Here is a 24,887-nt window from a genome sequence, read left to right as displayed (position 1 = left end):
CGGGGGTATTAATATGTTGCGATTTAATTTTGAGAAGAATTTGGAGCACCAAACACAAGCTGTAGATTCAACAGTTGATGTATTTAATGGGCTTGATATACAAATAGCAACAGGTCCAGATTCTATATATATAAACCCTTTTCTTGATAAAGATAAAGGTTTTAAATATATAGAAAATATAAGGAATATTCAAATTAAAAATGGAATTAAAGAAAATATAAAAAAGATAGTAATATAATAGATATTATGATGGAAACCGGAACAGGTAAAACTTATACATATACCAAAACAATTTTTGAATTAAATAAGTTTTTGGTATTTTCAAGTTTATAATTGTTGTTCCAACTCTAGCTATAAAGGCTGGAACTATAGATTTTCTGACTTCTGATAGTACAATAGAACATTTTAAAGAACAATATGGTAAAATTATTAATTTACATATTGTGGAAAGCCAAAAAGACTAAAAATAAAAAAATAATTTTCCATCAGCAGTTTATAGTTTTGTTAATGCGGGCGACTTTGAAAAAATCAAATACAGGTTATGATAATTAATGCTGGAATGATTAATTCAGATACAATGAGTAAAAATTATGATAAAACATTATTAGATAAATATACAAATCCTTTTGATGCTATAGCATCAGTTAAACCATTTTTGATTATTGATGAACCACATAGATTTGCCAAGGATAATAAAACTTGGAAAAACATTCAAAAATGAAACCACAATATATATTAAGATACGGAGCAACATTTAAAGAATATGAAAATTTAGTGTATAAACTAACTGCAGTTGATGCTTTTAACAAAAATCTTGTTAAGGGAGTAATAGGTCATATTATAGAATTTGAAAAAGGTAAAAATTCAATTGTTAGGTTTGTTGATTCTGATGGGAAAGAGGCTACATTTGAATATATTGAAGACGATTTAAGACGAAGATTTAAATTAACTATTAAAGAAAGTTTAGAAAAATACATCCGGAAATGACGAATCTTTTTATAGAAAAGCTTAATAAAAGTGAGGTATTATTGTCTAATGGACTTGAGTTAAAAAGGGAGATAAAATAAATCCATACTCTTATTCAGAAACATTACAAGAAATAATGATTAAAAAAGCAATTAAAAAACATTTTGAGATTGAAAGACAATTATTAACAAGGGAAGTAAAAATAAAACCTCTGACTTTATTTTTTATTGATAACATCGATGAATATAGAAATGAAGATGGATATATCAAAAAATTGTAGAACAATATATAGAAATAGAGGTTAAAGAATTATTAAAAAATGAGACTAATGACTTTTATAAAAAATATTTAGAAAAAACCTTGCAAAATATTTCTAAAACTCACGGAGGGTATTTTTCAAAGGATAATATTGAGGATGATGAAAAAATTGAACAAGAAATAAATGAAATTTTGCATGACAAACAAGCAATGCTTGATTTGGAAAATCCAAGAAGATTTATTTTTTCAAAATGGACTCTTCGTGAAGGTTGGGACAATCCAAATGTTTTCCAAATTTGTAAACTTAGAAGTAGCGGAAGTGAGATTTCAAAACTTCAAGAGGTAGGACGTGGACTGCGTTTGCCTGTTAATGAGTATGGAAATAGAGTTAAAGATGAACAGTTTTATTTAAATTATTTTGTTGATTTCACAGAGAGTGATTTTGTTGAAAAATTAGTTAATGAAATTAATGAAAAGTCGGGGGCAATTTCATCTGAAAGTATACCTGAAAAGCTTGATGATAATATGATTAAAAAAATATGTGAGATATATAATATTGGAGAAGAAAAACTTTTAGAGGAACTAGATTCAAACAATGTAATAACAAGGACAAATAAATTTAAAGAGAATGGTTTTGAATACATTAAACAAAAATTTCCGTTAATTTTTAATGGTGTCGGTTCAAATAAAGTTAGAAAGGAAACAGATAAGAGTAAAAAATTCAAATAAGAGTAGAAAAATACTCAGAGCTTAGAGAATTGTGGGAGAAACTTAATCAAAAAGTTTTGTTGGAATATAAAATTAAAGATGAAGTAGAATTTAAAAATATTTTTGTAGCATTTTTAAAAGAACATGCTGGAAGCATGACTTTTAATGGAGTAATTAACAGACAGATTAAAGTGGATATAGATAATAATCGTGCTGCAATTGATGAAGAAATTACAATTAAAGAAAGTGAATTAATCAAGATTTCAACTATGCGTTATGATGAATTTTTAAAACATTTATCTTATGCTTTAAATATTAATATAAAAACATTACATGAGTCCTTTATTGAATCAAATATTAATATTAATCAATACCTTAATATTTCTACTATAAGGATATTAAAAAATAAATTTGATAACTATTTATTGAAGAATGCTATAACTAAATTTGCCATAGAATATCATAAAATAACAAATACAATTCATCCTACTAAACTAACCGATGCCGAAGGTAATATAAGAAATGAAATAAATGCTTCTGATGTGGGAACATTATATTCTAATGAAAAAGTGGCAGATAATTATTTCTTTGAAGAGTTATTTTATGATAGCGAATTAGAAAAAGAAAATATTAAGTCAAATATTAAAGAGGTTATAGTGTTTACAAAAATACCCAAGAATTCTATTAAAATCCCTGTAGCGGGAGGTAAAAGCTATTCCCTGATTTTGCTTATGTTTTGAATTATGAAGATGGCAGAAAGAAATTATATTTCATAGTAGAAACAAAAATTTGGATGACCAAAATAATTTAAGAGATGAAGAAAAACAGAAAATTAAACATGCTAAAATGTTTTTGGCAATACTTTAAATATAAAATTTAAAACGCAATATAGTAACCAAAAATTATTGATATAATCAAAGAAATATATAATGGAGAAATTTAGTTAAGTTATTTATATCAAGAATTTAAAGCATTATTAATTTTAAAAATTAGGGATCTTGTAGGCACAAAACCAAAGGGTGCGTAGCGAAAAACTACTCACCCTTTAATATTGCACTCCAATAACAAAATCAAAAATTTCTCTAAAAATATCATTTCAACCTGCCTATATATTTCAAAATGGCCAAAGGTATTAATATTTTTATATATACTGTGAGGCTTCTTCAGAAACATTACACATGGTTTGAATCATATCAGGGTTTAGACCATGAATATTTTTAAGTAAAGCAATAGGTGCTAAAAGCTCAGCAGCAATCAATAAAAAGACATTTATATAAAGAAAATTTTGACAATCGACAATTATTGACCAAATTTGTTGTTGAATAATGTTATAATTTATCTAAATAGGAAAAATAGGTTGTTATAGGGAGATGGTATTTTGGCGGGCAGTCGTTCATTTACAGATTACATAGCTAATAGATTTGAAAATGAAATATTTGAAGCGATACAGAATTATATTGAAGATAATTGGGAGTTTTTAGACCTAAGATTATACAAAGTTAGGAATATTGGTGGCATAGAATTATCTGATATAGAAGTGAAATTTGTATCAGTCAGTGATCTTCCAGATTTGAAAATAGAATTTGATGTTGTTGTAGAAGCTGAATTAGAAGTCCGTGAGTCAGATTATCATTACGATGAAACGGAAAATTGTATGCAGTGGTTTATTCTCAAATGTTCAGGGGATTTGGATTGTAATTTAGATGATTTTAAAATCAATAGTGTAAATGAATATAAATTTAAAAATAAACAGGCAAAACCAATGTCAGATTCACTTGTCCCATTTATTTCAACCGAACAATTAGAATATATCGCTACAGATTTCCTACGTAGATATTACCCAGAAGCATTGAAAACTCCTATAACAATTGAACCGAAAGTGCTTGCAGAAAAGATGGGTTTAAAAATAGAAATTAGAGATATTACAAAGGATTTTACAGTGTTTGGGCAAATTTTTTTCATGATTGCGAAGCAGAATTCTATGATAAAAACAGTGATAAAATGGTTCAAACTCATGTAGATGCTAAAACTATTTTTGTAGATCCGAAAGCATACTTTCTACGCAACCTTGGATCTGTTAATAATACCATTATTCATGAATGTGTTCATTGGGCTCTACACAGAAAGGCATTTGAACTGCAAAGATTATATAACAGTAGTGCAACAAAAATAAAATGTCAAGTAGTAGGTGGGATAAAAGATAGCAACAGGGATGCAACTGACTGGATGGAATGGCAGGCAAATGTACTTGCACCAAGGATACAAATGCCAATTTCAACATTTAAAGAAAAGGCATTTGAACTTATAAAGAAATATAAACAATCATTGCAAACAGAAGAAATAATAGACGTAATGGAACCAGTTATTGATGAATTGGCTTTATTTTTTAGTGTTTCAAGATTAGCTGCTAAAATTCGAATGATTGATGTAGGATATGAAGAAGCAATAGGAACTTTTACTTATATAGATGGCCATTATGTCAGACCACATTGTTTTAAAAAGGGCTTTTTAAAAAGAAATCAAACTTTTTCAATTAGTGCAATAGACGCAGCTATACAAAGTTTAATTGATTCACAGTTATCAGCACTAATAAAAAGTGGAAATTACATATATGTTGATTCACATTTTGTTTTAAGAGATCCTAAATATGTAATAAGAGATGAAAATGGGAATACTATATTAACTGATTATGCACGAACCCACATGGAAGAGTGCTGCTTAGTTTTTGAACTATCAATCAAATCTGGATTTAAGGAAAGATATCACAGTGAGTGTTTTCTAAATCGAGATAAAGGATCAAATATAGATTTTGACTTAAAATTTAATAATGGATTTCAATATGCATCTGAAGAAAAAAGATAAAGATACTTGCAGATATTTTAGAAGAGGAAACTAGAATTTTTAATGAATTACCCAATAGTTATACTAAATCTCTTGAAAAGGTTATTGAATGGAGAGATGTAACATATAAGGAATTAGAAGAAATAACATTACTTAATGAGAAAACAATAAGAAGAATTGTTAATGGTGAAACTAATGGCTCAATTGAATCGTTAATTTTAATTTGTCTTGCACTAAACCTTCCACCAATGATAAGCAACCATATTATTAGTAAATCTCCACATTCACTAAATTTAAACAATAAAGATCATCAGTGGTATAATTTTGTATTAACGTAAGCGTCAAAATTTTAGCACCTACAACTTTATAAAAAAGGCATTAAAATATCCTAGTAAGGCAAATAAGCTTTACTAGGATTAATTTATTTCTTATCTTTAATTTTCATATCTTCAGGTATTTTATGAGACCAAGGCATAAGATTACCTAAGCTATCGCTATCTTGCATATCTATTTTTGATAGGTTATCAAACAAATAGACTAAATACTTTTCTACAACTATATTGTTAGCCTTGGCAGTTTCAATAATACTATATATAATAGCACTAGATGTTGCACCTTTTGCTGTATTTGCAAACAAAAGTTTTTTCTACCTATTACAAAAGGTTTGATAGCTCTTTCTGCTGCATTATTATCAATTTCTAAAGAACCATCAAGCAATACATTCTTTAGTCCAGGTAAATGTTTTTTAGCGTAGTCTAGTGCTTTGCCTAATGGACTTCTTGGAAGAGCATTAGGTATTTCTCTTTCAACATAATCTATAAATTCATCTAATAGCGGAGCTAATTTTTCAACTCGTATTTTATATCTAATTTCATAATAGTTTTCATCACTTGAATAAGATTCTCGTAATTCTTTTTCAAGTTTATAAATTTGCTCACAAAAATTAAACCCTATTATAGCTCTAGAGTCCTTTAGGGCTTCCTCATCCAGCTCTGCAATTATATTATAAAAGTGTCTTCTTATATGAGCTAAGCAGTACACTCTTGTAGCATTTGAAACAGAGTTATAGCCACTATAACCATCTGTTTGAAGATACCCACTAAAATCTCCTAAGAAATTTTTAGGGCAAGAGCTTGAACGGGTATTTTGATAATCATACAAAATTACAGGCTTTGAATTGGTATTGCTCATATATAACCACATATATTTTTTAGATTTAGACTCCGTACCATTATCATTAATTACCGTTAGAGTAGTTTCATCTGCATGAATATAATTCCTACTTAACAATTCTTTTTCATGTGGTTATATATTGGTTCTAGAGCTTTGGCTGCCGCCATAGTCCAGTTTGATAGAGTTTGCCTTGAAAGTGTGGCTCCCATCATATCAAAATATGTTTCCTGCCTATAAAGTGGAACAGCATGTTGATATTTTAAAGTAAGGGTATGTGCAACCAATTCATGCGAAGCCATGCTGTTGTAAAAATAGTCTTTGGAGCTTGTGCTGAAACTATATTACTTTCACCAGTTTCTTTTTCACAAGCTTTACAAGCGTAGCTGTATGTTATATGTTCTTCAACTATAAGTTTAGCTGGAACATATTTTATAATTTCCTTTCTAGACTTAACACCAATTTCAATAAGCTCTTCACCACATTCTTTGCATTTAAGGTCTTCGCCTTCTAATTTATGTTCAATAACTACTCTTTCTAAATTTGCAAGATTATCTTTTTACCTGTACTATTATTTCTCTTAGCTCTTTTATATGTAATTTCTTCTAAAGTAGGTTCTTCTGCTTTTGAATCACTATGTTTTTCAACCTCGTTAAAAAGAGATAGTTGGTTAGCATCTACTTGCTCACTAGATGTTCCAAATATCTTTTTATTCTTATTTGATATAATAGACTTTAAAAATTCTATTTCATTTTTAAGATTTTTTATTTCTTCATCTTTTTGACTTAATTCCTTTGATTTTGCATTGATTTCTTCTTCCATCTTTTCTATTAATGCTTTTGTAGTATCATCTATTTCATTAGTTAAAATTTCGTGATTCATAGTAAAGTACCTCTTTAGAATTTATTTTATAAATTAATTATATCATAAAAGTCCTTGGAAATAAAGGTTTCTCAAGGACTTTTTATGTTCTATTAAAAATAATTACTTGGTTTTATAGGTTTAAATTTAGATACTGTTCTTACTTCGTAACCTTTTAAAAGCCAACGTAATTCTTCTATATTAACTTTTAATGCTTCTTGTGGATTAGATGGCCATTTAAAGCGATTAGCTTCTAAACGATAATAATATAACCAAAAACCTTCGTCAAAATGGAGAATCTTTAATTTATCCATTTGTCTGTTACAAAAACAAATAATGCTTTTTCAAATGGGTCTAGCTTCAATTGACTTTGGACTATCATTACTAGACCATCTATACTTTTTCTTAAATCCGTAAAGCCGCAGGCAAGATAAACTGTTTGTACTTTATCTATGTTTAGCATGATATAGATAATTCCTTTATTATTTTAGATATTAGATTGACTTCATCAGAAGGAATGATTACAGTTACATTACCTACGGTAATTTTTACTTCTTTTGATAATTTAGCAGTTTCTTTTGCTCATCTTGTATAGCTAATGGAATAGCGTGAAATACAACGTCTTTTCTATCATTTGATTCTTCCTTTTGCAATCTTTTTCTATGGTAATAGAATTGTGTTTTACAAATGTCATTTTCTATACAAAAATCCTTTACTGTTATTGAACCATTATATGATTCAAATTTCTTTATATATTCTTCCCATTTAGCATGACTCATTCTTTTACCCATAAATTACCTCCCATTAATAATATTTGCTTTTATTCTATCAATGGGAGGATGAGATATCTAGGTACTTAATTTTTGACGCTTACTTTTAAATAGGAAAAAACCTTCCTATTTAACTTTTAATATAAAGACACAGAGCAAGGGAAAGGGGGTGAGAAAGTGATAGGGGCAAATGAAAGGCGGATGCAAATAATAGAAGTATTGTGCAGAAGAAGGCAGGATACAATGAAGAATTTAGCTTTTGAGTTTGGAGTTACAGAACGAACTATTAGAAATGACATAAATATCCTATCACTTTCTTACCCTATAGAAACCATTCGAGGAAATGGTGGTGGGGTTAGGATTATGGATGGTTACAAATTAAACCAAAAGTATCTAAAACCTGAACAAGAAGAGTTATTAAGGAGATTAAGTATACAGTTATCAGGTGATGACCTTACCGTAATGAATAGCATTATCAGAGACTTTGCTCTAAAAGCATAAGAGAGAAGGAGGTGAAATCCATGAACGATATAAATTTAGTGCTTGCAGAAGAATTTGAAAGGCTTGCAGCAGAATATCGAGCAAGAGCAAAACAATATAATCAACAAGAAGATATTACTATTCATGATATAAGCATGGTGCTAACAGAAAAAATGAAAAATGGGAAGGTAAAAGAAATTAAAACACTTTTAAGAAAATATGGTGCAGAAAAATTAATAGAAGTTAAACCTAAAGACTATGTTGATATATTTGAAGAGGCTAAAAAAATATAAAGGAGGAAAAATGGTATCATTATAAAAGTGCCACCCAGGTGAAAGTGAAATTTTACACATTAGTTTTATTTTTTATGCCTAACAAATTTTAAAAAATCTTAACAGATTTGCCATCGCAAACTAAATGTGCTAATAAAGAATTTTTGGTTGATGATATGTTTGAACTATAGATTTTATAACATACAGATGTTAGTTGGATAAGAATATAAAAAGTGTCAACCCTTTGATTGACACTTTTTATATTTCTAAACTGTCTATTTGTTAGGTACGATTTAGGTGTATGTTTTTACAAATTTTGGTTCAATTCACCTTTCACCTGGGTGGCACTTATGAAGGTGTCGATTTCTTTTTTATCACCTCAAGCGAACTTCTCCAGAAGTGGACTGAATGCAAATCAAAGCCCATTGTTTTACCAAGTGTATACAAATCATTTTTTCCTGTTAATGAAAGCAATTTCTTGTATTCCTTTGCAAACTCAGTTTCCCTCTTTTTATATTCCGCAATAAGTCCCTTAACAAATAGTTCACCAAAGGCGTAGGGAAGTTGTAGTAGTTTGCATCAGCATAATAGTAGTGAGGTTTGTTTACCCACATATAAGGATGCATATATTTTTCATCTAAGGCATCTCCATAGGCCTTTCTTTGTGCATCGAGCATAATCTCTTTAAATTCATCAACCGATAGCGAATGGTCTTCACGTCTTCTAAATACTTCATCTTCAAATAAAAATCTTGAATAAATATCAACAATTGTCTGTGTTGAACTTTGTAATGAATTTTCAAGTATAGCAATCTTCTCTTCTCTATTTGCTATCTTAAGTGCAGCATCTACTATTAATGTTTCACAGAATATTGAAGCAGTTTCTGCAATAGGCATAGGATAGTTTGAATTTAAGAAGGTCTCATCCATAAGGCAGTTTCCGTGGTAGGCGTGGCCTAATTCGTGGGCTATAGTTGTTACATTCGAAAAGCTGCCGTCAAAGTTTGCAAGAATTCTGCTTTCCCTAATTGGGTGTAGGTTGTAGCAGAAGGCACCACCTCTTTTCCCTTCCCTTGGTTCAGCATCAATCCAATTTTCCTCAAAGGCCCTATCTGCAAAAGAGGCAAGCTCATCACTAAAGGTTTTAAAGTTTTCAACTATAAATTTTCTTGCCTCGTCGTATGTAAACTTCATATCAACCTTTCCAATAGGTGCAAATAAGTCGTAGAAGGGAAGTTTAAGGGATTTATGCCCTAAAAGTTCTGCCTTTTTCTTTAAATAGTCTCTAAAATAGGGCAGATATTCCTTAATTGCTTCAAGCATAGCCTCTAATGTTTCTCTATCCATTCTACTGTTTTGAAGTGTCATATCAAGAGGAGATGAGTATCCCCTTAATTTAGATAATGTTATAACTTCGCCTTTTATTCCATTTAATGCAGCAGCAGAGGAGTTTTCTATCTTTTCATAGGACTTTAGCTCTGCAAAGTATGCAGTCTTTCTAACATATTGTTCCTCAGAATACGCCATATTTCTTACAACAGGTAGTGGAAGTTTTTTAACTTCGCCTTCAAGGGAAATTTCAACAGTATGGGTTGAGGTTAAAAACTCCTGAAGTTTTGACCAGGCACTCGAACCTGTATTTTTCATTTTTGATATAACTATTTCTTGTTCATCTGATAGCATATGTTTTGCACTTTTTATCGATTCTTTTATTATAAACTTGTGCTGTTTAATTACATCAGAAGTGTTTATAACTTCTTCAATTTTATCCAATTTTAAAAGCCACTTTTTAAAGGCTACATCAAATTCTGTTGTTTCTGAAACAGTTTTTTCAATCTTTTCAAGATACATAAGTGCCTTTGTGTTTTTGCATCAACGCTAAGTGATAGTTCAGAATATGCAGCTATTTTGTAGATAAGGCTTGATAGTTCGTTGATTTTACCTAAAAAGAATTCTATTTTTTCCTTTGCATTTTCTAAAGATTTAAAGTTTTCCCTGCTCCATTCTTTAAGCTCATCTATTAGTGCTAAAACTTTATTGTTGTCTTCTAAAAATTCTCTGCTGTCGAAGGAAGTATATAGGTTTTCAAGAGACCAACGCATAAAATCACCTCTTTTACTAAATATTAACAACAATATTATACATTAATTAGAACCCAGTTGAAAAGTGACATTTTTAATAGGAATAATATTTATGTCTAAAAATCCTTATTATAAATAGATATCCATAAAAGAATTTTTACAGTGTTTAACCTAATCAGCGACAGAAGTCACCTACTTCTATAAGTGGGTTATGAATGTCAGTTGACAAATTCATCGTTCAGATACAAAATAAGCATTAGAAAAATGAGGTTATATAGATACATAGATTTAGATAATAATGATCATTCAGTGTTCTTGCTATATTATCATCTTGTTTTAGTAACGAGATATAGAAGAAAGCTTATAAATGATAATATTGTGAAGGCCAATTGAAGTTATTAAAAAATATATAGAAAAGCAAGGTGAATAGGTGTGACTTTGCTAAAAGCCTATAAATATAGGATATATCCAACAAAAGAACAAAAGGAATATTTATCAAAAGTATTTGGTTGTGTAAGGTTCATATACAACAAAATGCTTAATGATAAGATAGAGCATTACAAACAAACAGGAAAAATGCTAAAAACAACGCCTGCACAATATAAAAAGAATATCCTTTTCTAAAAGAAGTAGATAGCCTTGCTCTTGCTAATGCACAGCTTAATTTAGAGAAGGCATACAAGAGCTTTTTAGAGATAATAGCATAGGGTTTCCTAAATTCAAAAAGAAAAAAGGATATCAATCCTATACAACAAATAATCAAAATGGGACAGTTGATATTATAGATGGTTACTTAAAAATACCAAAGTTAAAAACAAAGATAAAAATAAAACAGCATAGGCAATTTGAAGGAATTATTAAATCAGTAACAATATCTAAAACACCAACAGAAAAGTATTATGCTTCTATATTAGTAGAAACAGAGATAAAGGAGTTACCAGAAGTAGATAAAAAAATTGGAATAGATTTAGGGTTAAAGGAATTTGCAATATTATCAGATGGAGCAAAAATAGAAAATCCCAAATGGCTAAGAAGAACTGAAAAAGAATAAAGAAACTACAAAGAGATTTATCAAGGAAACAAAAGAGTAGTAAAAATTATGAGAAAAATAGACAAAAACTTGCTAAATTACACGAAAAAATAACTAATCAAATAAGAGATTTTTTTACAAATTATCCTCAAAAATTATAAACGAAAACCAAGTTATAGTTTTAGAGGACTTAAAAGTAAAGGATATGCAACAAAATCATAAGTTAGCAAAAGCAGTTTCAGAAGTTAGTTGGTCAGAATTCAGAAGAATGTTAGAATATAAAGCAAAATGGTATGGAAGAGAAGTAATAATAGCACCACAAAACTATGCATCAAGTCAAATATGTTCAGAGTGTGGATATAAAAACCCTGATGTAAAAATTTAGCATTAAGAGAATGGAAATGTCCTAATTGTGGTGCTAAACACGATAGAGATGTAAATGCAGCAAAGAACTTACTAAAATTAGCCATATAAATGGTAAAACTGGGGATGGAACAGCCCTTTGAGCGTGGGTAAACTGGGAGCAGAAGCTACCTTGACCACGAAGCCACCACCTCTATAGGTGGGGGTAGTTCACAGGAGTTAGTAAAGGAAGTATTAAAATATGAATGTTCAGGGTATCAGGAAGTATTAATTGAGGACTATATTGATGATATATTAAAATAAAAATTTGTTGAAAATATTACTTTTTAAACCTATATTTTCAAAATATAACTTTTTATAAAATAAAATAAATATCACTTGATTATTTAAAAAAATAAATATAAAATTATTCTATAAAAAAGCTATAACGTTAGTAGTGTACAACACAGTTGAATGTGGAAAAATATGGTTCATTTCACATTTCACCTGGGTGGCACTAAATAGGAGGTTAAAAAATGGACTTTGCAGCAAATGAAAATAAAGAATTAACAAGACAGATTGAAGAAGAGGTATATGCAAGAATACCTATAAAAACAAGGCTTGTTATGATTGGTGACCCTATTGAGGATATTGTTTACGAATACACAAAGGACGTTCTTCAAGAGGGTGATATTGTATTTATTTCAGAAAAGTGTGTGGCTATTTCTCAAGGAAGAGCCTACAAGATGTCAGAGATTAAGCCATCAAGACTTGCAAAATTTTTATCAAAATTTGTATATAAATCTCCCCACGGTATAGGGCTTGGTATACCAGAAACTATGCATTTTGCAATCAAAGAATGTGGTGTAATTAGAATATTATTTGCAGCCTTCTGTGCGGCAATATTTACAAAGCTATTTAAGATTAAGGGTGTATTCTATAGGATTGCAGGCCCAAAGGCGGCTTCAATAGATGGACCAACACCAGGTACAATACCACCATTTAACCAATATGTTGTATTAGGTCCAAAGGATCCAGATAAAGCGGCAAAAAGTATATCTGATAGAATAGGTGCCAAGGTATGTATTGTTGATATAAATGACTTAGGTGGAAATGTACTTGGAGTGTCCCACGATGATATAGACAAGAACAAAATAGTTAAAATACTAAAGGACAACCCATTAGGACAAGGACATCAATCAACACCAATAGGAATTATAAGAAGAATAAGCTGATAATAAAGTTTAAATTAAAAATACAAAAAGGCTCTTTGTCAATATTTGGGGCGGGCATTTGATTGAATGCCTGTCCTTTTCTTATTTGATAAGGAATTTAGTAAGATAGATAGGATAAGGAGAGTTTACCCTTAAAAATTGCACCCCAACATTTATTATAGAACCGGTTTTATGTATATTTGATACGTTATGTAAATTTAATATTTAAATTTAAAGCTTTTGAAAAAACTATAATACGCTTGGACCCTTGAAGGATTTAACCTAATTAGTGACAGAAGTCGCCCACTTCTATAAGTGGGTGATGAATGTTGCTTGACAAATTCATCATTCAGATACAAAATGTGCATTAGAAAAATGAGGTTATATAAATACATAGATTTGGATAATAATAATCTTTCAGTGTTCTTGCTATATTATCATCTTGTTTTAGTAACGAGATATAGAAGAAAGCTTATAAATGATAATATTGTGAAGGCCAATTGAAGTTATTAAAAAATATATAGAAAAGCAAGGTGAATAGGTGTGACTTTGCTAAAAGCCTATAAATATAGAATATACCCAACAAAAGAACAAAAGGAATATTTATCTAAAGTATTTGGTTGTGTGAGATTTATATACAACAAAATGCTTAATGATAAAATAGAATATTACAAACAAACTGGAAAAATGTTAAAGAATACACCTGCACAATATAAAAAGAATATCCTTTTCTAAAAGAAGTAGATAGTCTTGCTCTTACTAATGCACAGATAAATTTAGAGAAGGCATATAAAAACTTTTTTAGAGACAAAAATGTAGGTTTCCCAAAATTCAAGAAGAAAAGAGGATATCAATCTTTTACAACAAACAACCAAAAAGGCACAGTAGCACTTATAGATGGGTATCTAAAAATACCAAAGTTAAAGACTATGATAAAAGTAAAACAGCATAGATTATTTGAAGGTGAAATAAAATCAGTAACAATATCAAAGACACCAACAGGTAAATACTATGTTTCAATACTTGTAGAAACAGAGATAAAGAAACTGCCTAAAGTAGATAACAAAGTAGGAATAGATTTAGGCTTAAAGGATTTTTAGTATTATCAAATGGAACAAAGATAGAAAATCCAAAATGGTTAAGAAGAACAGAAAAGAGAATAAAGAAACTCCAAAGAGATTTATGCAGGAAACAAAAATATAGCAAAAACTATGAAAAAACAAGGTTACACCTTGCAAAACTATATGAAAAAATAGCAAATCAAAGAAAAGACTTTCTTCATAAGGTATCTTCTAAAATTATAAACGAAAACCAAGTTATAGTTTTAGAGGACTTAAAAGTAAAGAATATGCAACAAAATCATAAGTTAGCAAAAGCAATTTCAGAAGTTAGTTGGTCAGAGTTTAGAAGAATGTTAGAATATAAAGCAAAGTGGTATGGTAGAGAAGTAATAATAGCACCACAAAACTATGCATCAAGTCAAATATGTAGTGAATGTGGATATAAAAACTCAGAGGTAAAGAATTTAGCATTGAGGGAGTGGGAGTGTCCCAATTGTGGTGCTAAACACGATAGAGATGTAAATGCAGCAAAGAACTTACTAAAATTAGCCATTTAGATGGTAAAACTGGGGATGGAACAGCCCTTTGAGCGTGGGTAATCTGGTAGCAGAAGCTATCTTGACCACGAAGCCACCACCTCTATAGGTGGGGGTAGTTCACAGGGATTAGAGTTTGTATATGAACCAAAAGTGTTAAGACACTTCACAGCAAGATTAAAGCCAGTTGAGTAAGTGCCACCCAGGTGAAAGTGAAATCAGGAAATATTATACATCCTCACCACTTATACTTAAATAAGTGGTGATTTTTATATTTATTAAGTTGATATAATAAATGGATTATTAATGTAATAAGTAGTTATTTATGAATAATAATATAGTAGGCCTTAAGATATAATAGTATAAAGGAAATAGAATATTGTTTATTGGAGATGATTGTATGAATTTAAAAAGCTTTTACTCAGTCTTGCTATTCCTCTTGTGGTTGGAGGAGTATCTGGATTTTTACACGAAATGCTAAAGAGGTTTTTGACAGTCTAATAAAACCAAGCTTTGCACCTCCAGCTTGGTTATTTGGGCCAGTTTGGACGGTACTGTATCTTTTAATGGGAATATCTTTATACAGGATTATAGTTTCATCAGGAGAAAATACAAAACAGGCTTTAATACTTTTTGGCATTCAACTATTATTAAATTTCATATGGTCTCCTGTATTTTTGTATTAAATATGAGATTTTTAGCTTTTATTATAATATCAATTTTATTATTCTTTATAATACTTACTGCCTTTAGTTTTTACTCAATTGATAGACTTGCAGGGTTACTTTTTATACCTTATATAATTTGGGTTAGCTTTGCGTTGATACTTAATTATTCACTTTATTATCTTAACAGATAAGAAAAAATTAAAAATGAACAAAATTATAGAAATTTATGTAAACATATGATATAATGTAAAAAATATTTTGGAATGGGGTGTTTTTTGAAAAATGTAAAACTTTATAATATTATTTTTCCGCTGTGGCTATTAATGTTTCTACCGCCGCTTATTATCATTACATTATTAGGAAACTACCTAATTGATTCACTTGTTTTAATTGACTGTTTTTATGGCTTTAAACTTGCAAATAATGGTTTTAATTTAAAAGAGTTTTATAAGAAACATATACTTAAAGTTTGGGGTTTTGGATTTTTAGCAGATTTTATAGGAGCCGTTGTAATATTTATTATTAATTCATTAGAGGGTGTATTTGAATTAAATTGGCGATTTATTAATAGTATAAACTTCGACCCCTTTGAGAGTATGCTTGCAGTAATAGTTGTTCTTATTTGTATAGCTATTTCAGGATTTTTTATTTATTTCTTCAACTACAGATATGTATTTAACAAAATAGAAGATAAGGCTCAAAGACATAAGTTAGCTTTATCTATTGCATTAATTACAATGCCTTGGACATTCCTTGTACCTTCAAAAATAATGTACAGGTAAATAAAGAGATATTTTAAAAAGGGTTTGTTTGAATTAAAACAAGCCCTTTTTGGTATTTTTATTATTATTATTTTTATGTTTAAATTTATTAACATATATTGTTTATAATTATTCAAAATATTAAACTTGTATTCGGCAAGTAATGCCGAAAGACATTGGAATTAAAGGATTTTTGTTCAAAAATTAAAAGAAATCATCCCTTTTAAGTGTTAAAATATAATTGCAAAACTAAAACACAAAAGGGTGATTTCTATGGATAGTTTACAACAAAATCAAAAAATTTAAAGAAGAAAATTAGATTTTTGAACATGAAAGCAAAATTTAATGATACCAAAGTTACTTCTGTAGCAACTTTTTCTTATGTGGAATCCTTTAAACAAATAATAGGATTACCAACTATTTTAGAAAAAGGCGTAACCTATAAGAAGGCCGCTAATTCTACTTTTAATACTGCAGAAATTATAGAATACATGATTGATGCAAATATTCTTGGTTTCTCAAGATTTATGCACATTGAAACATTAAGAAATGATGAAGGATATAAAAAGTTTAAAGGTGTAGATAAATTACCCAGTGAAAAAGTATGTAGAGATCTCTTAAAAGCTTTACCAACAGAAACTTTAGAAGAATTAAGAACTATAAATAAAAAAATACTTGACTTAAAGTCTTCAACTGAAGATGTACGCGAGGTTTGTATTAATATTGATGATACTGTTATAACTATCTTTGGTAATCAAGAAAAATCAGGAATAGGATATAATCCAAGGTACAATGGAAGACCATCATTTAAAGAAAAAGTTGGGTTTATTTCAGGAACTGATGAATTACTTAACATTACTCTTGAAAATGGTAGACACCATAGTAATTATAAATTTTTAGATTTCTTTAAGAGTTGTGTAAACCAGCTTCCTTCAAGATATATTCTTAAAAGAGTTAGACTTGATAGAGGTTTTTGATGAAGAAAACTTTTTATATTTTGAAGATAATGGAATAGAATATGTTGTTAAATGTAAAATGTATTCTACTGTTAAAATGATAATAGATTTTATAAATAATAATCCAAAGGATTATATATGGCACGATATAAGTTCTACTTTATCTGTTACAGAAATTACAGTTCCATTGCCTAAATGGCAAAGAGCAAGAAGATTTGTGATTATAAGAGAAAAAATTATTCCAAAAAATATGAATCAGTTAATGTTCGAAGAATGTAAATATAAATATCAAGCAATAGTAACAAATATAAATTATTTAACACCTGAAGAAATATTTCAAGATTATAATCAACGATGTGATGTTGAAAATAATATAGATGAAATAAAAGAAGGCTATGCCTTTAGCGAAAATAGTTTAGTAAATCATAAATGCAATGAATTGTACCTTTTAATAAAAATGATAGCATATAACATTCATAACTGGTTTAAACAAGCAATCATGCCTAAGGAAGTACAACATCATGAAATTAGTACATTAAGAAGAATATTTTATAGAGTTTGTGGTAATGTTTGCGGCAGCAAATATTATAGATATTTAAGTTTTTCAAATAATTGCTTATTAGAAAAAATCATTACTCATATTCAAAAACAAATACATATTTTTAGTAGAAAAATGATAACAGTTTATACTTAATAGTAAAATAAAAACAATAAATTCCCTTAAAAATCCAAATGTTATTTGGGTTTATTAAGTATACTCAAAAAAGACCTAACGGTATAAAATATCATAATAAATGTAAATTTATTCATAAAGAAAACAAAAATGGCAAGTAGAAACTTTTTTAAAATTTACTTGCCGAATTCAAGTTAAAATTAGTATATATATTCTGTTCTTGTATTTAAGGAGGATGTTTGATTTGAATAATAAACTTTTAAAACAATTAAAGGTTTTATCTACTAATGACAATTCAACATATTCAGTTATTGCACAATATTTATTAAAAATGTATGATATAAAAAATATAGAGAATCTAAAAATTATACAAATACAAAATGAATGCCATGTTTCAAGTTCAACAATAGTTAGGTTTTGTAAGCATATTGGTTGTAGTGGATTTTCAGAGCTTAAGTATAAATTAATTCAGGTAAAAAAGAAAATGATATAGTAATACCATCAAAAAATATAGCTTATATGATAAGGCTAATAAACATTTAAAAAATGTGCTTTTTTCTTTGCAAGAAACTGGAAAAATTTTAACTGAGGAGAAGTTAAGAAAAATTGTAGATTTAATAAATAACTCATCTTTTATCAATATTTATGCAATAGGTTCAACGTTTTTACCTGCACAGGATCTTGAACTAAAGTTAGATAGAATTGGAAAACATTGCAAATCTTATAACGATAAGAATTTGCAATATTATTCGGCAAAAATTCAAATAGTTCAACATTAGCAATAGGTATATCATATTCAGGGCAATCAGAAAGTGTAATCGAAAGTTTAAAAATAGCTAAAGAGCAAGATGCAAAAACTGTCATAATTACAAATAAGAATAATACTCATTTTGAGCAAATGTTTGATCTAGTCATTTATGTAAATTCAACAGATGGAATAAATAGATTGATAACTACAACATCAAGATTAACAATTTTATTTATTATAGATTTAATATTTTATAGCTGTTTAGATAATGACTATGAAAATATAAACAAAATTTTAAATAACAATAGTATTATATGAGTTCCTATATTTAGGAACTTTTTTATGAATAAAATTTACTTAAGATTGACAAGACTTATATTTTCTAATACTAATTGAATTTTAGATAAAAAATTTTTCATATTTAAGGAAAAATTATTATAATATTCGTAAAATATACACAATTTTAAAATCAGGTAATATAATTAAAACATAATCATAGTCTTTAAAAGTTATGCAACAGGAGGGATATTAATGAAGTATTCGATTGTTATTTGTGGAGGAGGCAGTACATATACATTGCCAATGATAAAAACATTATGTGACTTTAAAGAAAAATTACCATTAAGGAAAATTGTGCTTTATGACATTGAAAAAGAGAGAACAAGTTTAATATATGAAGCAGCAAAAGTAATAATAAATGAATTAATGCCAGATGTAAAAATAGAATTAAGCTATGATTATGAGCAAGCATTTAGTGACATAGATTTTGCCTTTATGCAAATTCGTTCAGGTGGATTGGAGATGCGTGAAAAGGATGAAAAAATTCCTTTGAAATATGGCTGTGTTGGACAAGAAACCTGTGGTGCAGGAGGTTTTGCTTATGGATTAAGATCAATACCAGATATTATTAAATTAGTTGAAGAAATTAGAAGATATTCGCCTAATGCTTGGATTATAAATTATTCAAATCCAGCAGCAATTGTTGCAGAAGCAACTAAAAGAGTATTTCCTAATGAAAAAAATTAATACATATATGTGATATGCCTATTGCTATGATGGATGGTTTTGCAAAGGTACTGGGTTTAAAAAGACAGGAATTATCGCCAAGATATTTTGGGCTTAATCATTTTGGATGGTTTACACATCTTTATGATAAAAATGGAGAGGATATACTTCCCAAAATAAAAGAATTGTTAAAAAATCAAAGTATAATGCCAGAAGAGCTTAAAAAGATAAGGGATGGGTAAGTACATTTGAACAGTTAAGTGAAATGGTAAAAGATTTTGAAGGTTATATTCCAAATACATATTTGCAGTATTATTTGTATCCTAATAAGATGGTAAAAAAGAAGATAAAAATTATACAAGGGCTAATTATGTAATGAACAATAGATTAAAAGAGGTAGAAAGAATTTGCAATTATATAATAAAAAATAAAACAATTAAAGGATCAGGTTTAGAAAAAGGAGTACACGGAGAGTACATTGTAGAATTGGCAAGTTCGATTATAAATAACGAAAACAGGATATTTTTAATAATAACAAAAACAATGGGATAATATCTAATTTTTCAAGGGATGCGATGGTAGAAGTCCCTTGTGTAGTTAATTCAATGGGGTGTGAACCACTTTGTGTTGGTGAAATAGAGACATTTTATAAAGCATTAATGGAAAATCAATATGCATACGAAAAACTCACTGTTGACGCATATTTTAACTGTGATTACGACGCAGCTTTGAAAGCACTAACATTAAATAGAACTATAGTTAATGCAGATATAGCAAAAGAAATTTTAGAAGAGTTAGAAGCTGTTAATAGAAGTTATTGGCCAACATTAAGAAAGTGAGGTAGAAATAATGTACAAAATATATTGGACAGATTTTCATTCAAATATTCATAGTAAAGACTTAGTTAATATAAATGAATGGTATAAATTCGCAAAAGAAATGTTAGATTTTTGGGCTCCTGTTTATTATCCATATTTTATTAATAAGAATGAAAATGGTTTCAACTATGAAGATACTTTAGATTCAAAAGTATATAAAAGGGATTGGGAATTGATAAGAGAGTTTTGTAAAAATAACTCAGAAGAATTTATTTTATATATGGGTTATGAATGGCAAGGTGATGGTCAAGATGGAGATCACAATGTTTTTTATCGAAATTTAGATGAAGAAATAAAAATGCCATTAACATATGAGGAATTGTGTAGACAATTACCATTAAAAAATGCAGTAGCTATACCACATCATCCAGGATATAAAAGTGGTCATAGAGGTAAAAATTGGGATAATAATAATGAATTAATATCTCCTGTTGTTGAAATATATTCATCCCACGGATGTTCAGAATCAAGTGACTGTAATATTCCTTTAAATGTACATATCCATATGGGACCAAGAAGCGAAGATGGCACAGTTTTATATGCATTGAAAAAGGAATTAAAGTGGGAATTATTGCAAGCGGTGACAACCATGTATGCCCAGCAATAAGTGGAAACGGGTTTATGGCAGTAATATCAGAAAGGTATGATAGAGATAGTATATTTGATGCAATTTTAAAAGGCATACTTATGGTGTGTCAAGAAGTAGAATACTTTTGGATTATAGATTAAATGGTGTAATTATGGGAAGTGAAGTTACAGCAAAGGATGAAAATATAATAGATATAAATGTAAAAGGTTCAAGTGCTATTGATAGAATAGAAATTATAAGAAATGGAGTAGTTGAAGATACATATGTACATAATGGAAAATGGGAAGATAAAAAGTTAGAAGGGTTAATTACATTTAAATTTGAATTAGAATTAGGTTGGGGACCTGATAGAAGGATTTTTGATGATATTAGAGAAAAAATATGGAAGGTTAGCCTTGAAACAAAAGGTAAAATATTAAATATAGAAAAATTATGGACATCGCCAGGTTCAATTATAAAAAACAGAGCGAAAATAGGTTTGATGCAGAAATATTAACAAGAAAAGAAAAACAAGGTGAAGGAAAGCTTTCACAAAAATTATTTAACTCCATATATACAAAATCAATCTATTATATTTGAGATAAAAGATCATATTGATAATCAACTAAAACTAATAATTGATGAAAAAGAGTATTTTATACCTATAAAGAAGCTATTAAATCAATCTATTATAGAAGCTAAGGAAGAAGAAGTTAAAGAATTATTGAAGGAAAGATATGGGTTTAAAGAATTTTATAGAGAAGATCCGTGGTGGCACAACGCATATAAATTTGTAATTCATAAAGCTTATCCTAAAGATGCATATAGTGTTTCATATAAATACAAGTTTAATTCATTAAAAACAAAAGAAGATAATATTTTTGTAAAAGTTACACAAAAAATGGAGATACAGCTTGGAGCTCCCCAATATGGATTAAAGGTTAATTTTAAAGATTAAAAATTAAAAAATAAAGAAATAATAAAAAAGGGGAAATTATATGAACGAATTCTTACAAGCAGCAACAGAGTTGATCGACAGAGTTGGTGGATTAGACAATATTATTTCAGTACAACATTGTATGACTAGACTAAGATTGACACTTAGAGAAAGGTCTTTAGTTAATGATGAAGAGCTAAAAAATTAAAATTTGTAAAAGGCATTAATGATTCGGCAGGACAATTACAAATCATTTATGGAACAGGTATAGTTAATAAAGTATATAAAGAGGTAATAAAAATATTTAAAGATGAAGGTAAAGAGGAGATACAAGTAAAGGGTGGTAATTCACTACAAAAATAAGTAGATTATTTGGAGATATCTTCATACCTATTATACCTGTTATTGTTGCAAGTGGTGTATTGATGGGAATACGTTCATATCTACAAGGTGCCAATTTATTAAATACTAATTCACCTTGGTACAGTATACTAGCAATTTTAATTGATACAGGATTTACATTTCTACCTGCATTAGTTGCTTGGTCTGCTACTAAAAAATTTGGCGGTACACCAGTGCTTGGTATTGTAATTGGATTAATGCTAATAAGTTCTAACTTACCAGCTGCAGGTGCTGTAGGAAGAGGAAAAGCACAGCCATTAATGGTAAGTTTACTAGGAGTAAAATTTGCATTAAAAGGTTATCAAGGATCTGTATTAGTTGCTGTTTTAGCAGGTTGGCTTGTTTCATTTGTTGAAGAAAAGGTTAGAAAATTTGTACCAAATGTAGTAGATATGATTTTAACTCCTATATTAACTCTAACTATAACACTATTTATTATTTTATTTGGAATAGGTCCTGTTACAAGATTATTAGAAGAAATGATAGTAGCAATATTTAGATTTTTATTTACATTACCATTAGGAATTGGTGGATTTATAATAGGTGGATTACAACAAATACTAGTTATTACTGGCTTACATCATGCACTATGGATAATTGATATTAATTTCTTAGATAAAACTGGATTTAATCTATATCAGCCTGTTCGTAATGCATCAGTTTTAGGACAAGCAGGTGCGTGTATGGCGTTTGCTATATTTGCAAGAAATAAACAATTAAAAACTAATTCAATTGCTTCAACTATTTCTGCATTATTTGGTATAACAGAACCTGCTATATTCGGTACAACGCTAGTTTATGGAATACCTTTTATGTTTGGTGTTTTAGGAAGTGCAATTGGTGGATTGTTTTCAACTTCAATAGGGCTTGCAGCACCAGGTATGGGAACTGCAGGGATACCAGGCATACTTTATTTCTTAGGTAGCAATAAGTTATATTTATATCTATTACAAAGTATTATTACAATTGCTGTACCTTTAGTATTAACAGCATTTTACATTAAAAAGAAAAATATATAATTTCAAAAATAAAATAGAGAAGTAAATTTATACTCCAGTAATACATTGTAATTTGGGAATAAACTACAATGTTTGCTGGAGTTATAATTTAAAAAATTAGATATTTAGATATGAGCATAATTAAATAAAAAATAAAACAACAAAAGTTAAATTATTACAATTTTTATTAAGCGTAGCTTAACTATCAAAAATGGAATTTAAATTGAAATGAAAGAAACAAAAAAGGGTAGACTATCCCCTTGGTGAAATTGATGCTTAAAAATTTTGATATAACTTAGTTTAAGCTGTCCTTTTAATCCCGATAGGGATTTGTATTTATCAACACAGCCAGATTTTATAGCAGCAATTGCAATAGTTAAAAGACAAATATGTCCGATTGTATTTAGATTAGCAACAGAGTTAATATTTTTAACATAAGCTTGCTCAGTATTTAGATTCTTCCATCTAGAATTGTATCTTTCAGATTCAGTTCTAAGACTGTATATTTTCTTGAAAAATATAGAATCACGATTTATGGAAGATCTATAATCAGTGCCAATACTTATGTATTTTACACAACCTCTGTTTTTCTTACCGTTAAAGAATTTTTCGTGGTTACATGGACATAAAGAATCATCTTTAGAAGTTCTAAAAGGACAGCAAAACTTTTGTTTAATATAGGAATCAAAATATTGTTTGCCATCTTTATGCATTGCTAATCCAGCATCGCATATTACATTACCTGTGGATGTTAAGTCTTTAGGCTTTCTTCCACGTTTATTTAATGCAATGAAAGCATGACCTTTAAGGGTATTACGAATAAAGTCATGATTTTGCTTTGAATCATAGCCTTTATCAGCAATAATATAACTACCTTTGAGTGGGAACCACTCATTTGTATCAGATAGGATTTCTGTAAAGTTAGAAATTTCATTGACATCAGCGGTTGTAGTAAATTCAGCAATGGGAAGACCAGAGATAGCATCACAAATAACATGATTTTTGTATCCCCAGTAGAATTCATATTTTTTCTTTGAATTATTAGGTTTATCTTCTGAAACTTGAACATTCATAGAGTTATTAGCAGTATGAACACCTAATTTACAATCTTTATCAGAAGAAGGCGGGTTATTTTTAGAAAACTTGTTATTTGCGAAGCATTTAGGATTATTAAATTTAGTGTTAGCTTTAACAGGCGTTGCATCAACTGATATAAAGTTGTTGTCAATAAATCCTAGTTCTTTAAGAATATTAACTTGATTTTTCATGATTTCCTTAAGATAAGAGTTAGATAAATTTTTAATAAATCTCTGAAAAACTGAGTATGAAGGCAAAGGCTTAAGAATATTAAAACCACAAAGCTGAGCAATGATTAGATTATTTTCTAGAAAATCTTTTAGGTCAGTAATTTTGCCGAACTTCTCACATTTCATAACAATAAAGGCTCTAAAAGAGCATGGCGAGAATAGCCATTAGGACCATATTTAGAAGGAATCCTATCGGGTAATATAGATAAATCAAGACTATCAAAGATTTTAGTATAAAAATTGATAAGTTTTTGAGAAGTAAAAAGTTCAATTATATTAAATATTTCTTGACGTTGGTACATAGAGATTTCCTCCTTATTGTTTTTGTATTATGTGTGGTTATATAGTATAATTCGACAAAAAGAGAGGAAATCCTATGACATAAATTTGAGTGATA

The 24,887-nt window shown here is 28.8% G+C and carries 34 protein-coding genes and 8 pseudogenes; 32 read left to right on the top strand and 10 right to left on the bottom strand.

Annotated elements, in window-relative coordinates; genetic code table 11:
* The first annotated feature begins 13 nt into the window (after positions 1 to 13).
* The 10 genes from PL321_RS19050 (at position 14) to PL321_RS20565 (ending at position 5,111) form a co-directional block, all read left to right on the top strand.
* Positions 14 to 238: a hypothetical protein gene (locus PL321_RS19050; RefSeq protein ID WP_273963017.1), complete on the top strand. Its 225-nt coding sequence runs from the start codon at positions 14 to 16 to the stop codon at positions 236 to 238.
* Between the two features lie 8 nt (positions 239 to 246).
* Positions 247 to 333, top strand: a complete 87-nt coding sequence (locus PL321_RS22075; RefSeq protein ID WP_443110843.1) for a hypothetical protein — start codon at positions 247 to 249, stop codon at positions 331 to 333.
* A gap of 208 nt (positions 334 to 541) precedes the next feature.
* A complete protein-coding gene (locus PL321_RS19040; RefSeq protein WP_337960897.1) occupies positions 542 to 721 on the top strand; it encodes a hypothetical protein in 180 nt (59 codons plus the stop codon).
* Positions 718 to 987, top strand: coding sequence for a hypothetical protein (locus tag PL321_RS19035; protein ID WP_273963016.1), 270 nt, complete (start codon positions 718 to 720; stop codon positions 985 to 987). Before PL321_RS19040 ends, PL321_RS19035 begins: the two co-directional genes overlap by 4 nt.
* 115 nt (positions 988 to 1,102) lie before the next feature.
* Positions 1,103 to 1,246 carry a hypothetical protein gene (locus PL321_RS19030; protein WP_273963015.1) on the top strand — a complete coding sequence of 48 codons (144 nt, stop codon included), beginning with the start codon at positions 1,103 to 1,105 and terminating at the stop codon, positions 1,244 to 1,246.
* A gap of 80 nt (positions 1,247 to 1,326) precedes the next feature.
* On the top strand, positions 1,327 to 1,953 hold the full coding sequence (locus tag PL321_RS19025) for a hypothetical protein (RefSeq protein WP_273963014.1): 627 nt from the start codon (positions 1,327 to 1,329) through the stop codon (positions 1,951 to 1,953).
* A 29-nt stretch (positions 1,954 to 1,982) separates the two neighbouring features.
* Positions 1,983 to 2,672, top strand: a complete 690-nt coding sequence (locus PL321_RS19020; RefSeq protein WP_273963013.1) for a restriction endonuclease — start codon at positions 1,983 to 1,985, stop codon at positions 2,670 to 2,672.
* Positions 2,673 to 3,310: 638 nt separating this feature from the next.
* Positions 3,311 to 3,952, top strand: coding sequence for a hypothetical protein (locus PL321_RS19015; RefSeq protein ID WP_273963012.1), 642 nt, complete (start codon positions 3,311 to 3,313; stop codon positions 3,950 to 3,952).
* Entirely contained in the window at positions 3,934 to 4,794 is an 861-nt protein-coding gene (locus PL321_RS19010) for an ImmA/IrrE family metallo-endopeptidase (protein ID WP_273963011.1), read from the top strand. The genes PL321_RS19015 and PL321_RS19010 overlap by 19 nt, the downstream gene beginning before the upstream one ends.
* Positions 4,791 to 5,111 (top strand): helix-turn-helix domain-containing protein, encoded by a 321-nt coding sequence (locus PL321_RS20565; RefSeq protein ID WP_337961248.1) that lies wholly within the window; start codon positions 4,791 to 4,793, stop codon positions 5,109 to 5,111. Before PL321_RS19010 ends, PL321_RS20565 begins: the two co-directional genes overlap by 4 nt.
* Positions 5,112 to 5,194: 83 nt before the next feature.
* Here PL321_RS20565 and PL321_RS19000 read toward each other — a convergent pair whose 3' ends face one another.
* The 6 genes and pseudogenes from PL321_RS19000 to tnpA form a co-directional block, all read right to left on the bottom strand.
* Positions 5,195 to 5,410 carry a transposase domain-containing protein gene (locus PL321_RS19000; protein ID WP_273963010.1) on the bottom strand — a complete coding sequence of 72 codons (216 nt, stop codon included), beginning with the start codon at positions 5,408 to 5,410 and terminating at the stop codon, positions 5,195 to 5,197.
* Positions 5,329 to 6,245, bottom strand: a pseudogene (gene tnpC, locus PL321_RS18995) (IS66 family transposase). Before tnpC ends, PL321_RS19000 begins: the two are co-directional and overlap by 82 nt.
* Positions 6,206 to 6,379, bottom strand: coding sequence for an IS66 family transposase zinc-finger binding domain-containing protein (locus PL321_RS22070; RefSeq protein WP_443110842.1), 174 nt, complete (start codon positions 6,377 to 6,379; stop codon positions 6,206 to 6,208). Before PL321_RS22070 ends, tnpC begins: the two are co-directional and overlap by 40 nt.
* Positions 6,380 to 6,480: 101 nt before the next feature.
* A complete protein-coding gene (locus PL321_RS18990; RefSeq protein ID WP_273963009.1) occupies positions 6,481 to 6,825 on the bottom strand; it encodes a transposase in 345 nt (114 codons plus the stop codon).
* A 92-nt stretch (positions 6,826 to 6,917) separates the two neighbouring features.
* Positions 6,918 to 7,186 (bottom strand): annotated as a pseudogene (gene tnpB / locus PL321_RS18985) (IS66 family insertion sequence element accessory protein TnpB).
* Positions 7,187 to 7,352: 166 nt separating this feature from the next.
* Positions 7,353 to 7,595, bottom strand: coding sequence for an IS66 family insertion sequence element accessory protein TnpA (gene tnpA / locus PL321_RS18980; RefSeq protein ID WP_273963008.1), 243 nt, complete (start codon positions 7,593 to 7,595; stop codon positions 7,353 to 7,355).
* Between the two features lie 156 nt (positions 7,596 to 7,751).
* Here tnpA and PL321_RS18975 point away from each other — a divergent pair, with 156 nt between their 5' ends.
* Together PL321_RS18975 and PL321_RS18970 are read left to right on the top strand one after the other, a co-directional pair.
* Positions 7,752 to 8,075 (top strand): HTH domain-containing protein, encoded by a 324-nt coding sequence (locus tag PL321_RS18975; RefSeq protein ID WP_443110680.1) that lies wholly within the window; start codon positions 7,752 to 7,754, stop codon positions 8,073 to 8,075.
* A 20-nt stretch (positions 8,076 to 8,095) separates the two neighbouring features.
* Complete coding sequence (locus PL321_RS18970) at positions 8,096 to 8,347, top strand: hypothetical protein (protein ID WP_273963007.1); 252 nt, start codon at positions 8,096 to 8,098, stop codon at positions 8,345 to 8,347.
* A gap of 440 nt (positions 8,348 to 8,787) precedes the next feature.
* Here PL321_RS18970 and PL321_RS18965 read toward each other — a convergent pair whose 3' ends face one another.
* Positions 8,788 to 10,176, bottom strand: coding sequence for a M3 family oligoendopeptidase (locus PL321_RS18965; RefSeq protein ID WP_337960896.1), 1,389 nt, complete (start codon positions 10,174 to 10,176; stop codon positions 8,788 to 8,790).
* Positions 10,122 to 10,427 carry a hypothetical protein gene (locus tag PL321_RS20560; protein WP_337960895.1) on the bottom strand — a complete coding sequence of 102 codons (306 nt, stop codon included), beginning with the start codon at positions 10,425 to 10,427 and terminating at the stop codon, positions 10,122 to 10,124. The genes PL321_RS18965 and PL321_RS20560 overlap by 55 nt, the downstream gene beginning before the upstream one ends.
* Positions 10,428 to 10,688: 261 nt before the next feature.
* Between PL321_RS20560 and PL321_RS18960 the strand changes: the two are divergent.
* From PL321_RS18960 to PL321_RS18890, 20 genes and pseudogenes are all read left to right on the top strand, one after another.
* A pseudogene (locus tag PL321_RS18960) lies at positions 10,689 to 10,784 on the top strand (IS200/IS605 family transposase); the annotation flags it as partial.
* A 60-nt stretch (positions 10,785 to 10,844) separates the two neighbouring features.
* Positions 10,845 to 11,910: pseudogene (gene tnpB, locus PL321_RS18955) on the top strand (IS200/IS605 family element RNA-guided endonuclease TnpB).
* A gap of 404 nt (positions 11,911 to 12,314) precedes the next feature.
* Positions 12,315 to 13,013: a coenzyme F420-0:L-glutamate ligase gene (locus tag PL321_RS18950; protein ID WP_273963006.1), complete on the top strand. Its 699-nt coding sequence runs from the start codon at positions 12,315 to 12,317 to the stop codon at positions 13,011 to 13,013.
* A gap of 372 nt (positions 13,014 to 13,385) precedes the next feature.
* Positions 13,386 to 13,481 (top strand): annotated as a pseudogene (locus tag PL321_RS18945) (IS200/IS605 family transposase); the annotation flags it as partial.
* Between the two features lie 60 nt (positions 13,482 to 13,541).
* Positions 13,542 to 14,610, top strand: a pseudogene (gene tnpB, locus PL321_RS18940) (IS200/IS605 family element RNA-guided endonuclease TnpB).
* Between the two features lie 434 nt (positions 14,611 to 15,044).
* A pseudogene (locus PL321_RS22065) lies at positions 15,045 to 15,448 on the top strand (TspO/MBR family protein).
* Between the two features lie 84 nt (positions 15,449 to 15,532).
* A complete protein-coding gene (locus PL321_RS18935) occupies positions 15,533 to 16,039 on the top strand; it encodes a hypothetical protein (protein ID WP_273963005.1) in 507 nt (168 codons plus the stop codon).
* 293 nt (positions 16,040 to 16,332) lie between these two features.
* A pseudogene (locus tag PL321_RS18930) lies at positions 16,333 to 17,668 on the top strand (IS1380 family transposase).
* 223 nt (positions 17,669 to 17,891) lie between these two features.
* Complete coding sequence (locus tag PL321_RS18925) at positions 17,892 to 18,140, top strand: MurR/RpiR family transcriptional regulator (protein WP_273963004.1); 249 nt, start codon at positions 17,892 to 17,894, stop codon at positions 18,138 to 18,140.
* A 67-nt stretch (positions 18,141 to 18,207) separates the two neighbouring features.
* On the top strand, positions 18,208 to 18,426 hold the full coding sequence (locus tag PL321_RS18920) for a hypothetical protein (protein WP_273963003.1): 219 nt from the start codon (positions 18,208 to 18,210) through the stop codon (positions 18,424 to 18,426).
* Positions 18,390 to 18,713, top strand: coding sequence for a MurR/RpiR family transcriptional regulator (locus tag PL321_RS18915; protein WP_337961247.1), 324 nt, complete (start codon positions 18,390 to 18,392; stop codon positions 18,711 to 18,713). Before PL321_RS18920 ends, PL321_RS18915 begins: the two co-directional genes overlap by 37 nt.
* 213 nt (positions 18,714 to 18,926) lie before the next feature.
* Positions 18,927 to 19,421 (top strand): family 4 glycosyl hydrolase, encoded by a 495-nt coding sequence (locus PL321_RS20555; protein ID WP_337960894.1) that lies wholly within the window; start codon positions 18,927 to 18,929, stop codon positions 19,419 to 19,421.
* Positions 19,422 to 19,435: 14 nt separating this feature from the next.
* Positions 19,436 to 19,642, top strand: a complete 207-nt coding sequence (locus PL321_RS20550; protein WP_337960893.1) for a hypothetical protein — start codon at positions 19,436 to 19,438, stop codon at positions 19,640 to 19,642.
* A 133-nt stretch (positions 19,643 to 19,775) separates the two neighbouring features.
* A complete protein-coding gene (locus PL321_RS20545) occupies positions 19,776 to 19,952 on the top strand; it encodes a hypothetical protein (protein WP_337960892.1) in 177 nt (58 codons plus the stop codon).
* Positions 19,953 to 19,975: 23 nt separating this feature from the next.
* The gene (locus PL321_RS20540; protein WP_337960891.1) at positions 19,976 to 20,239 is read left to right on the top strand and encodes a hypothetical protein; all 264 of its coding nucleotides are present in this window, start codon (positions 19,976 to 19,978) and stop codon (positions 20,237 to 20,239) included.
* Between the two features lie 10 nt (positions 20,240 to 20,249).
* Positions 20,250 to 20,885 (top strand): hypothetical protein, encoded by a 636-nt coding sequence (locus PL321_RS18905; protein ID WP_273963002.1) that lies wholly within the window; start codon positions 20,250 to 20,252, stop codon positions 20,883 to 20,885.
* Positions 20,886 to 20,991: 106 nt separating this feature from the next.
* Positions 20,992 to 21,363 carry a hypothetical protein gene (locus PL321_RS18900; protein ID WP_273963001.1) on the top strand — a complete coding sequence of 124 codons (372 nt, stop codon included), beginning with the start codon at positions 20,992 to 20,994 and terminating at the stop codon, positions 21,361 to 21,363.
* A gap of 18 nt (positions 21,364 to 21,381) precedes the next feature.
* Positions 21,382 to 21,804 (top strand): hypothetical protein, encoded by a 423-nt coding sequence (locus PL321_RS18895; protein ID WP_273963000.1) that lies wholly within the window; start codon positions 21,382 to 21,384, stop codon positions 21,802 to 21,804.
* A gap of 40 nt (positions 21,805 to 21,844) precedes the next feature.
* Positions 21,845 to 21,991 (top strand): PTS transporter subunit EIIB, encoded by a 147-nt coding sequence (locus tag PL321_RS22060; protein WP_443110679.1) that lies wholly within the window; start codon positions 21,845 to 21,847, stop codon positions 21,989 to 21,991.
* A 151-nt stretch (positions 21,992 to 22,142) separates the two neighbouring features.
* Positions 22,143 to 23,204: a PTS transporter subunit EIIC gene (locus PL321_RS18890; RefSeq protein ID WP_337961246.1), complete on the top strand. Its 1,062-nt coding sequence runs from the start codon at positions 22,143 to 22,145 to the stop codon at positions 23,202 to 23,204.
* A gap of 197 nt (positions 23,205 to 23,401) precedes the next feature.
* Here the strand turns inward: PL321_RS18890 and PL321_RS18885 are convergent, their stop codons facing one another.
* Both PL321_RS18885 and PL321_RS18880 read right to left on the bottom strand, forming a co-directional pair.
* A complete protein-coding gene (locus PL321_RS18885) occupies positions 23,402 to 24,616 on the bottom strand; it encodes a transposase (protein WP_273962637.1) in 1,215 nt (404 codons plus the stop codon).
* Entirely contained in the window at positions 24,613 to 24,792 is a 180-nt protein-coding gene (locus tag PL321_RS18880; protein ID WP_273962636.1) for a hypothetical protein, read from the bottom strand. The genes PL321_RS18885 and PL321_RS18880 overlap by 4 nt, the downstream gene beginning before the upstream one ends.
* Positions 24,793 to 24,887 lie beyond the last annotated feature (95 nt).

Source organism: Caloramator sp. mosi_1 (assembly GCF_028622835.1).
Taxonomy (GTDB): Bacteria; Bacillota; Clostridia; order Clostridiales; family Caloramatoraceae; genus Thermobrachium.
This window is presented reverse-complemented; position numbering and strand designations above follow the sequence as displayed.

What these genes read in the sequence shown, in the direction of transcription:
- PL321_RS18885 (WP_273962637.1), bottom strand. Translation starts at nt 24,616, where the DNA reads ATGAAATGTGAGAAGTTCGGCAAAATTACTGACCTAAAAGATTTTCTA.
- PL321_RS22060 (WP_443110679.1), top strand. Translation starts at nt 21,845, where the DNA reads ATGAACGAATTCTTACAAGCAGCAACAGAGTTGATCGACAGAGTTGGT.
- PL321_RS18880 (WP_273962636.1), bottom strand. Translation starts at nt 24,792, where the DNA reads ATGTACCAACGTCAAGAAATATTTAATATAATTGAACTTTTTACTTCT.
- PL321_RS19035 (WP_273963016.1), top strand. Translation starts at nt 718, where the DNA reads ATGAAACCACAATATATATTAAGATACGGAGCAACATTTAAAGAATAT.
- PL321_RS18950 (WP_273963006.1), top strand. Translation starts at nt 12,315, where the DNA reads ATGGACTTTGCAGCAAATGAAAATAAAGAATTAACAAGACAGATTGAA.
- PL321_RS19010 (WP_273963011.1), top strand. Translation starts at nt 3,934, where the DNA reads ATGGTTCAAACTCATGTAGATGCTAAAACTATTTTTGTAGATCCGAAA.
- PL321_RS18905 (WP_273963002.1), top strand. Translation starts at nt 20,250, where the DNA reads ATGTACAAAATATATTGGACAGATTTTCATTCAAATATTCATAGTAAA.
- PL321_RS20545 (WP_337960892.1), top strand. Translation starts at nt 19,776, where the DNA reads ATGAACAATAGATTAAAAGAGGTAGAAAGAATTTGCAATTATATAATA.
- PL321_RS18970 (WP_273963007.1), top strand. Translation starts at nt 8,096, where the DNA reads ATGAACGATATAAATTTAGTGCTTGCAGAAGAATTTGAAAGGCTTGCA.
- PL321_RS19030 (WP_273963015.1), top strand. Translation starts at nt 1,103, where the DNA reads ATGATTAAAAAAGCAATTAAAAAACATTTTGAGATTGAAAGACAATTA.
- tnpA (WP_273963008.1), bottom strand. Translation starts at nt 7,595, where the DNA reads ATGGGTAAAAGAATGAGTCATGCTAAATGGGAAGAATATATAAAGAAA.
- PL321_RS20550 (WP_337960893.1), top strand. Translation starts at nt 19,436, where the DNA reads ATGCCTATTGCTATGATGGATGGTTTTGCAAAGGTACTGGGTTTAAAA.
- PL321_RS19040 (WP_337960897.1), top strand. Translation starts at nt 542, where the DNA reads ATGATAATTAATGCTGGAATGATTAATTCAGATACAATGAGTAAAAAT.
- PL321_RS19050 (WP_273963017.1), top strand. Translation starts at nt 14, where the DNA reads ATGTTGCGATTTAATTTTGAGAAGAATTTGGAGCACCAAACACAAGCT.
- PL321_RS20555 (WP_337960894.1), top strand. Translation starts at nt 18,927, where the DNA reads ATGAAGTATTCGATTGTTATTTGTGGAGGAGGCAGTACATATACATTG.
- PL321_RS18990 (WP_273963009.1), bottom strand. Translation starts at nt 6,825, where the DNA reads ATGAATCACGAAATTTTAACTAATGAAATAGATGATACTACAAAAGCA.
- PL321_RS18965 (WP_337960896.1), bottom strand. Translation starts at nt 10,176, where the DNA reads ATGTATCTTGAAAAGATTGAAAAAACTGTTTCAGAAACAACAGAATTT.
- PL321_RS20560 (WP_337960895.1), bottom strand. Translation starts at nt 10,427, where the DNA reads ATGCGTTGGTCTCTTGAAAACCTATATACTTCCTTCGACAGCAGAGAA.
- PL321_RS22075 (WP_443110843.1), top strand. Translation starts at nt 247, where the DNA reads ATGATGGAAACCGGAACAGGTAAAACTTATACATATACCAAAACAATT.
- PL321_RS20540 (WP_337960891.1), top strand. Translation starts at nt 19,976, where the DNA reads ATGGTAGAAGTCCCTTGTGTAGTTAATTCAATGGGGTGTGAACCACTT.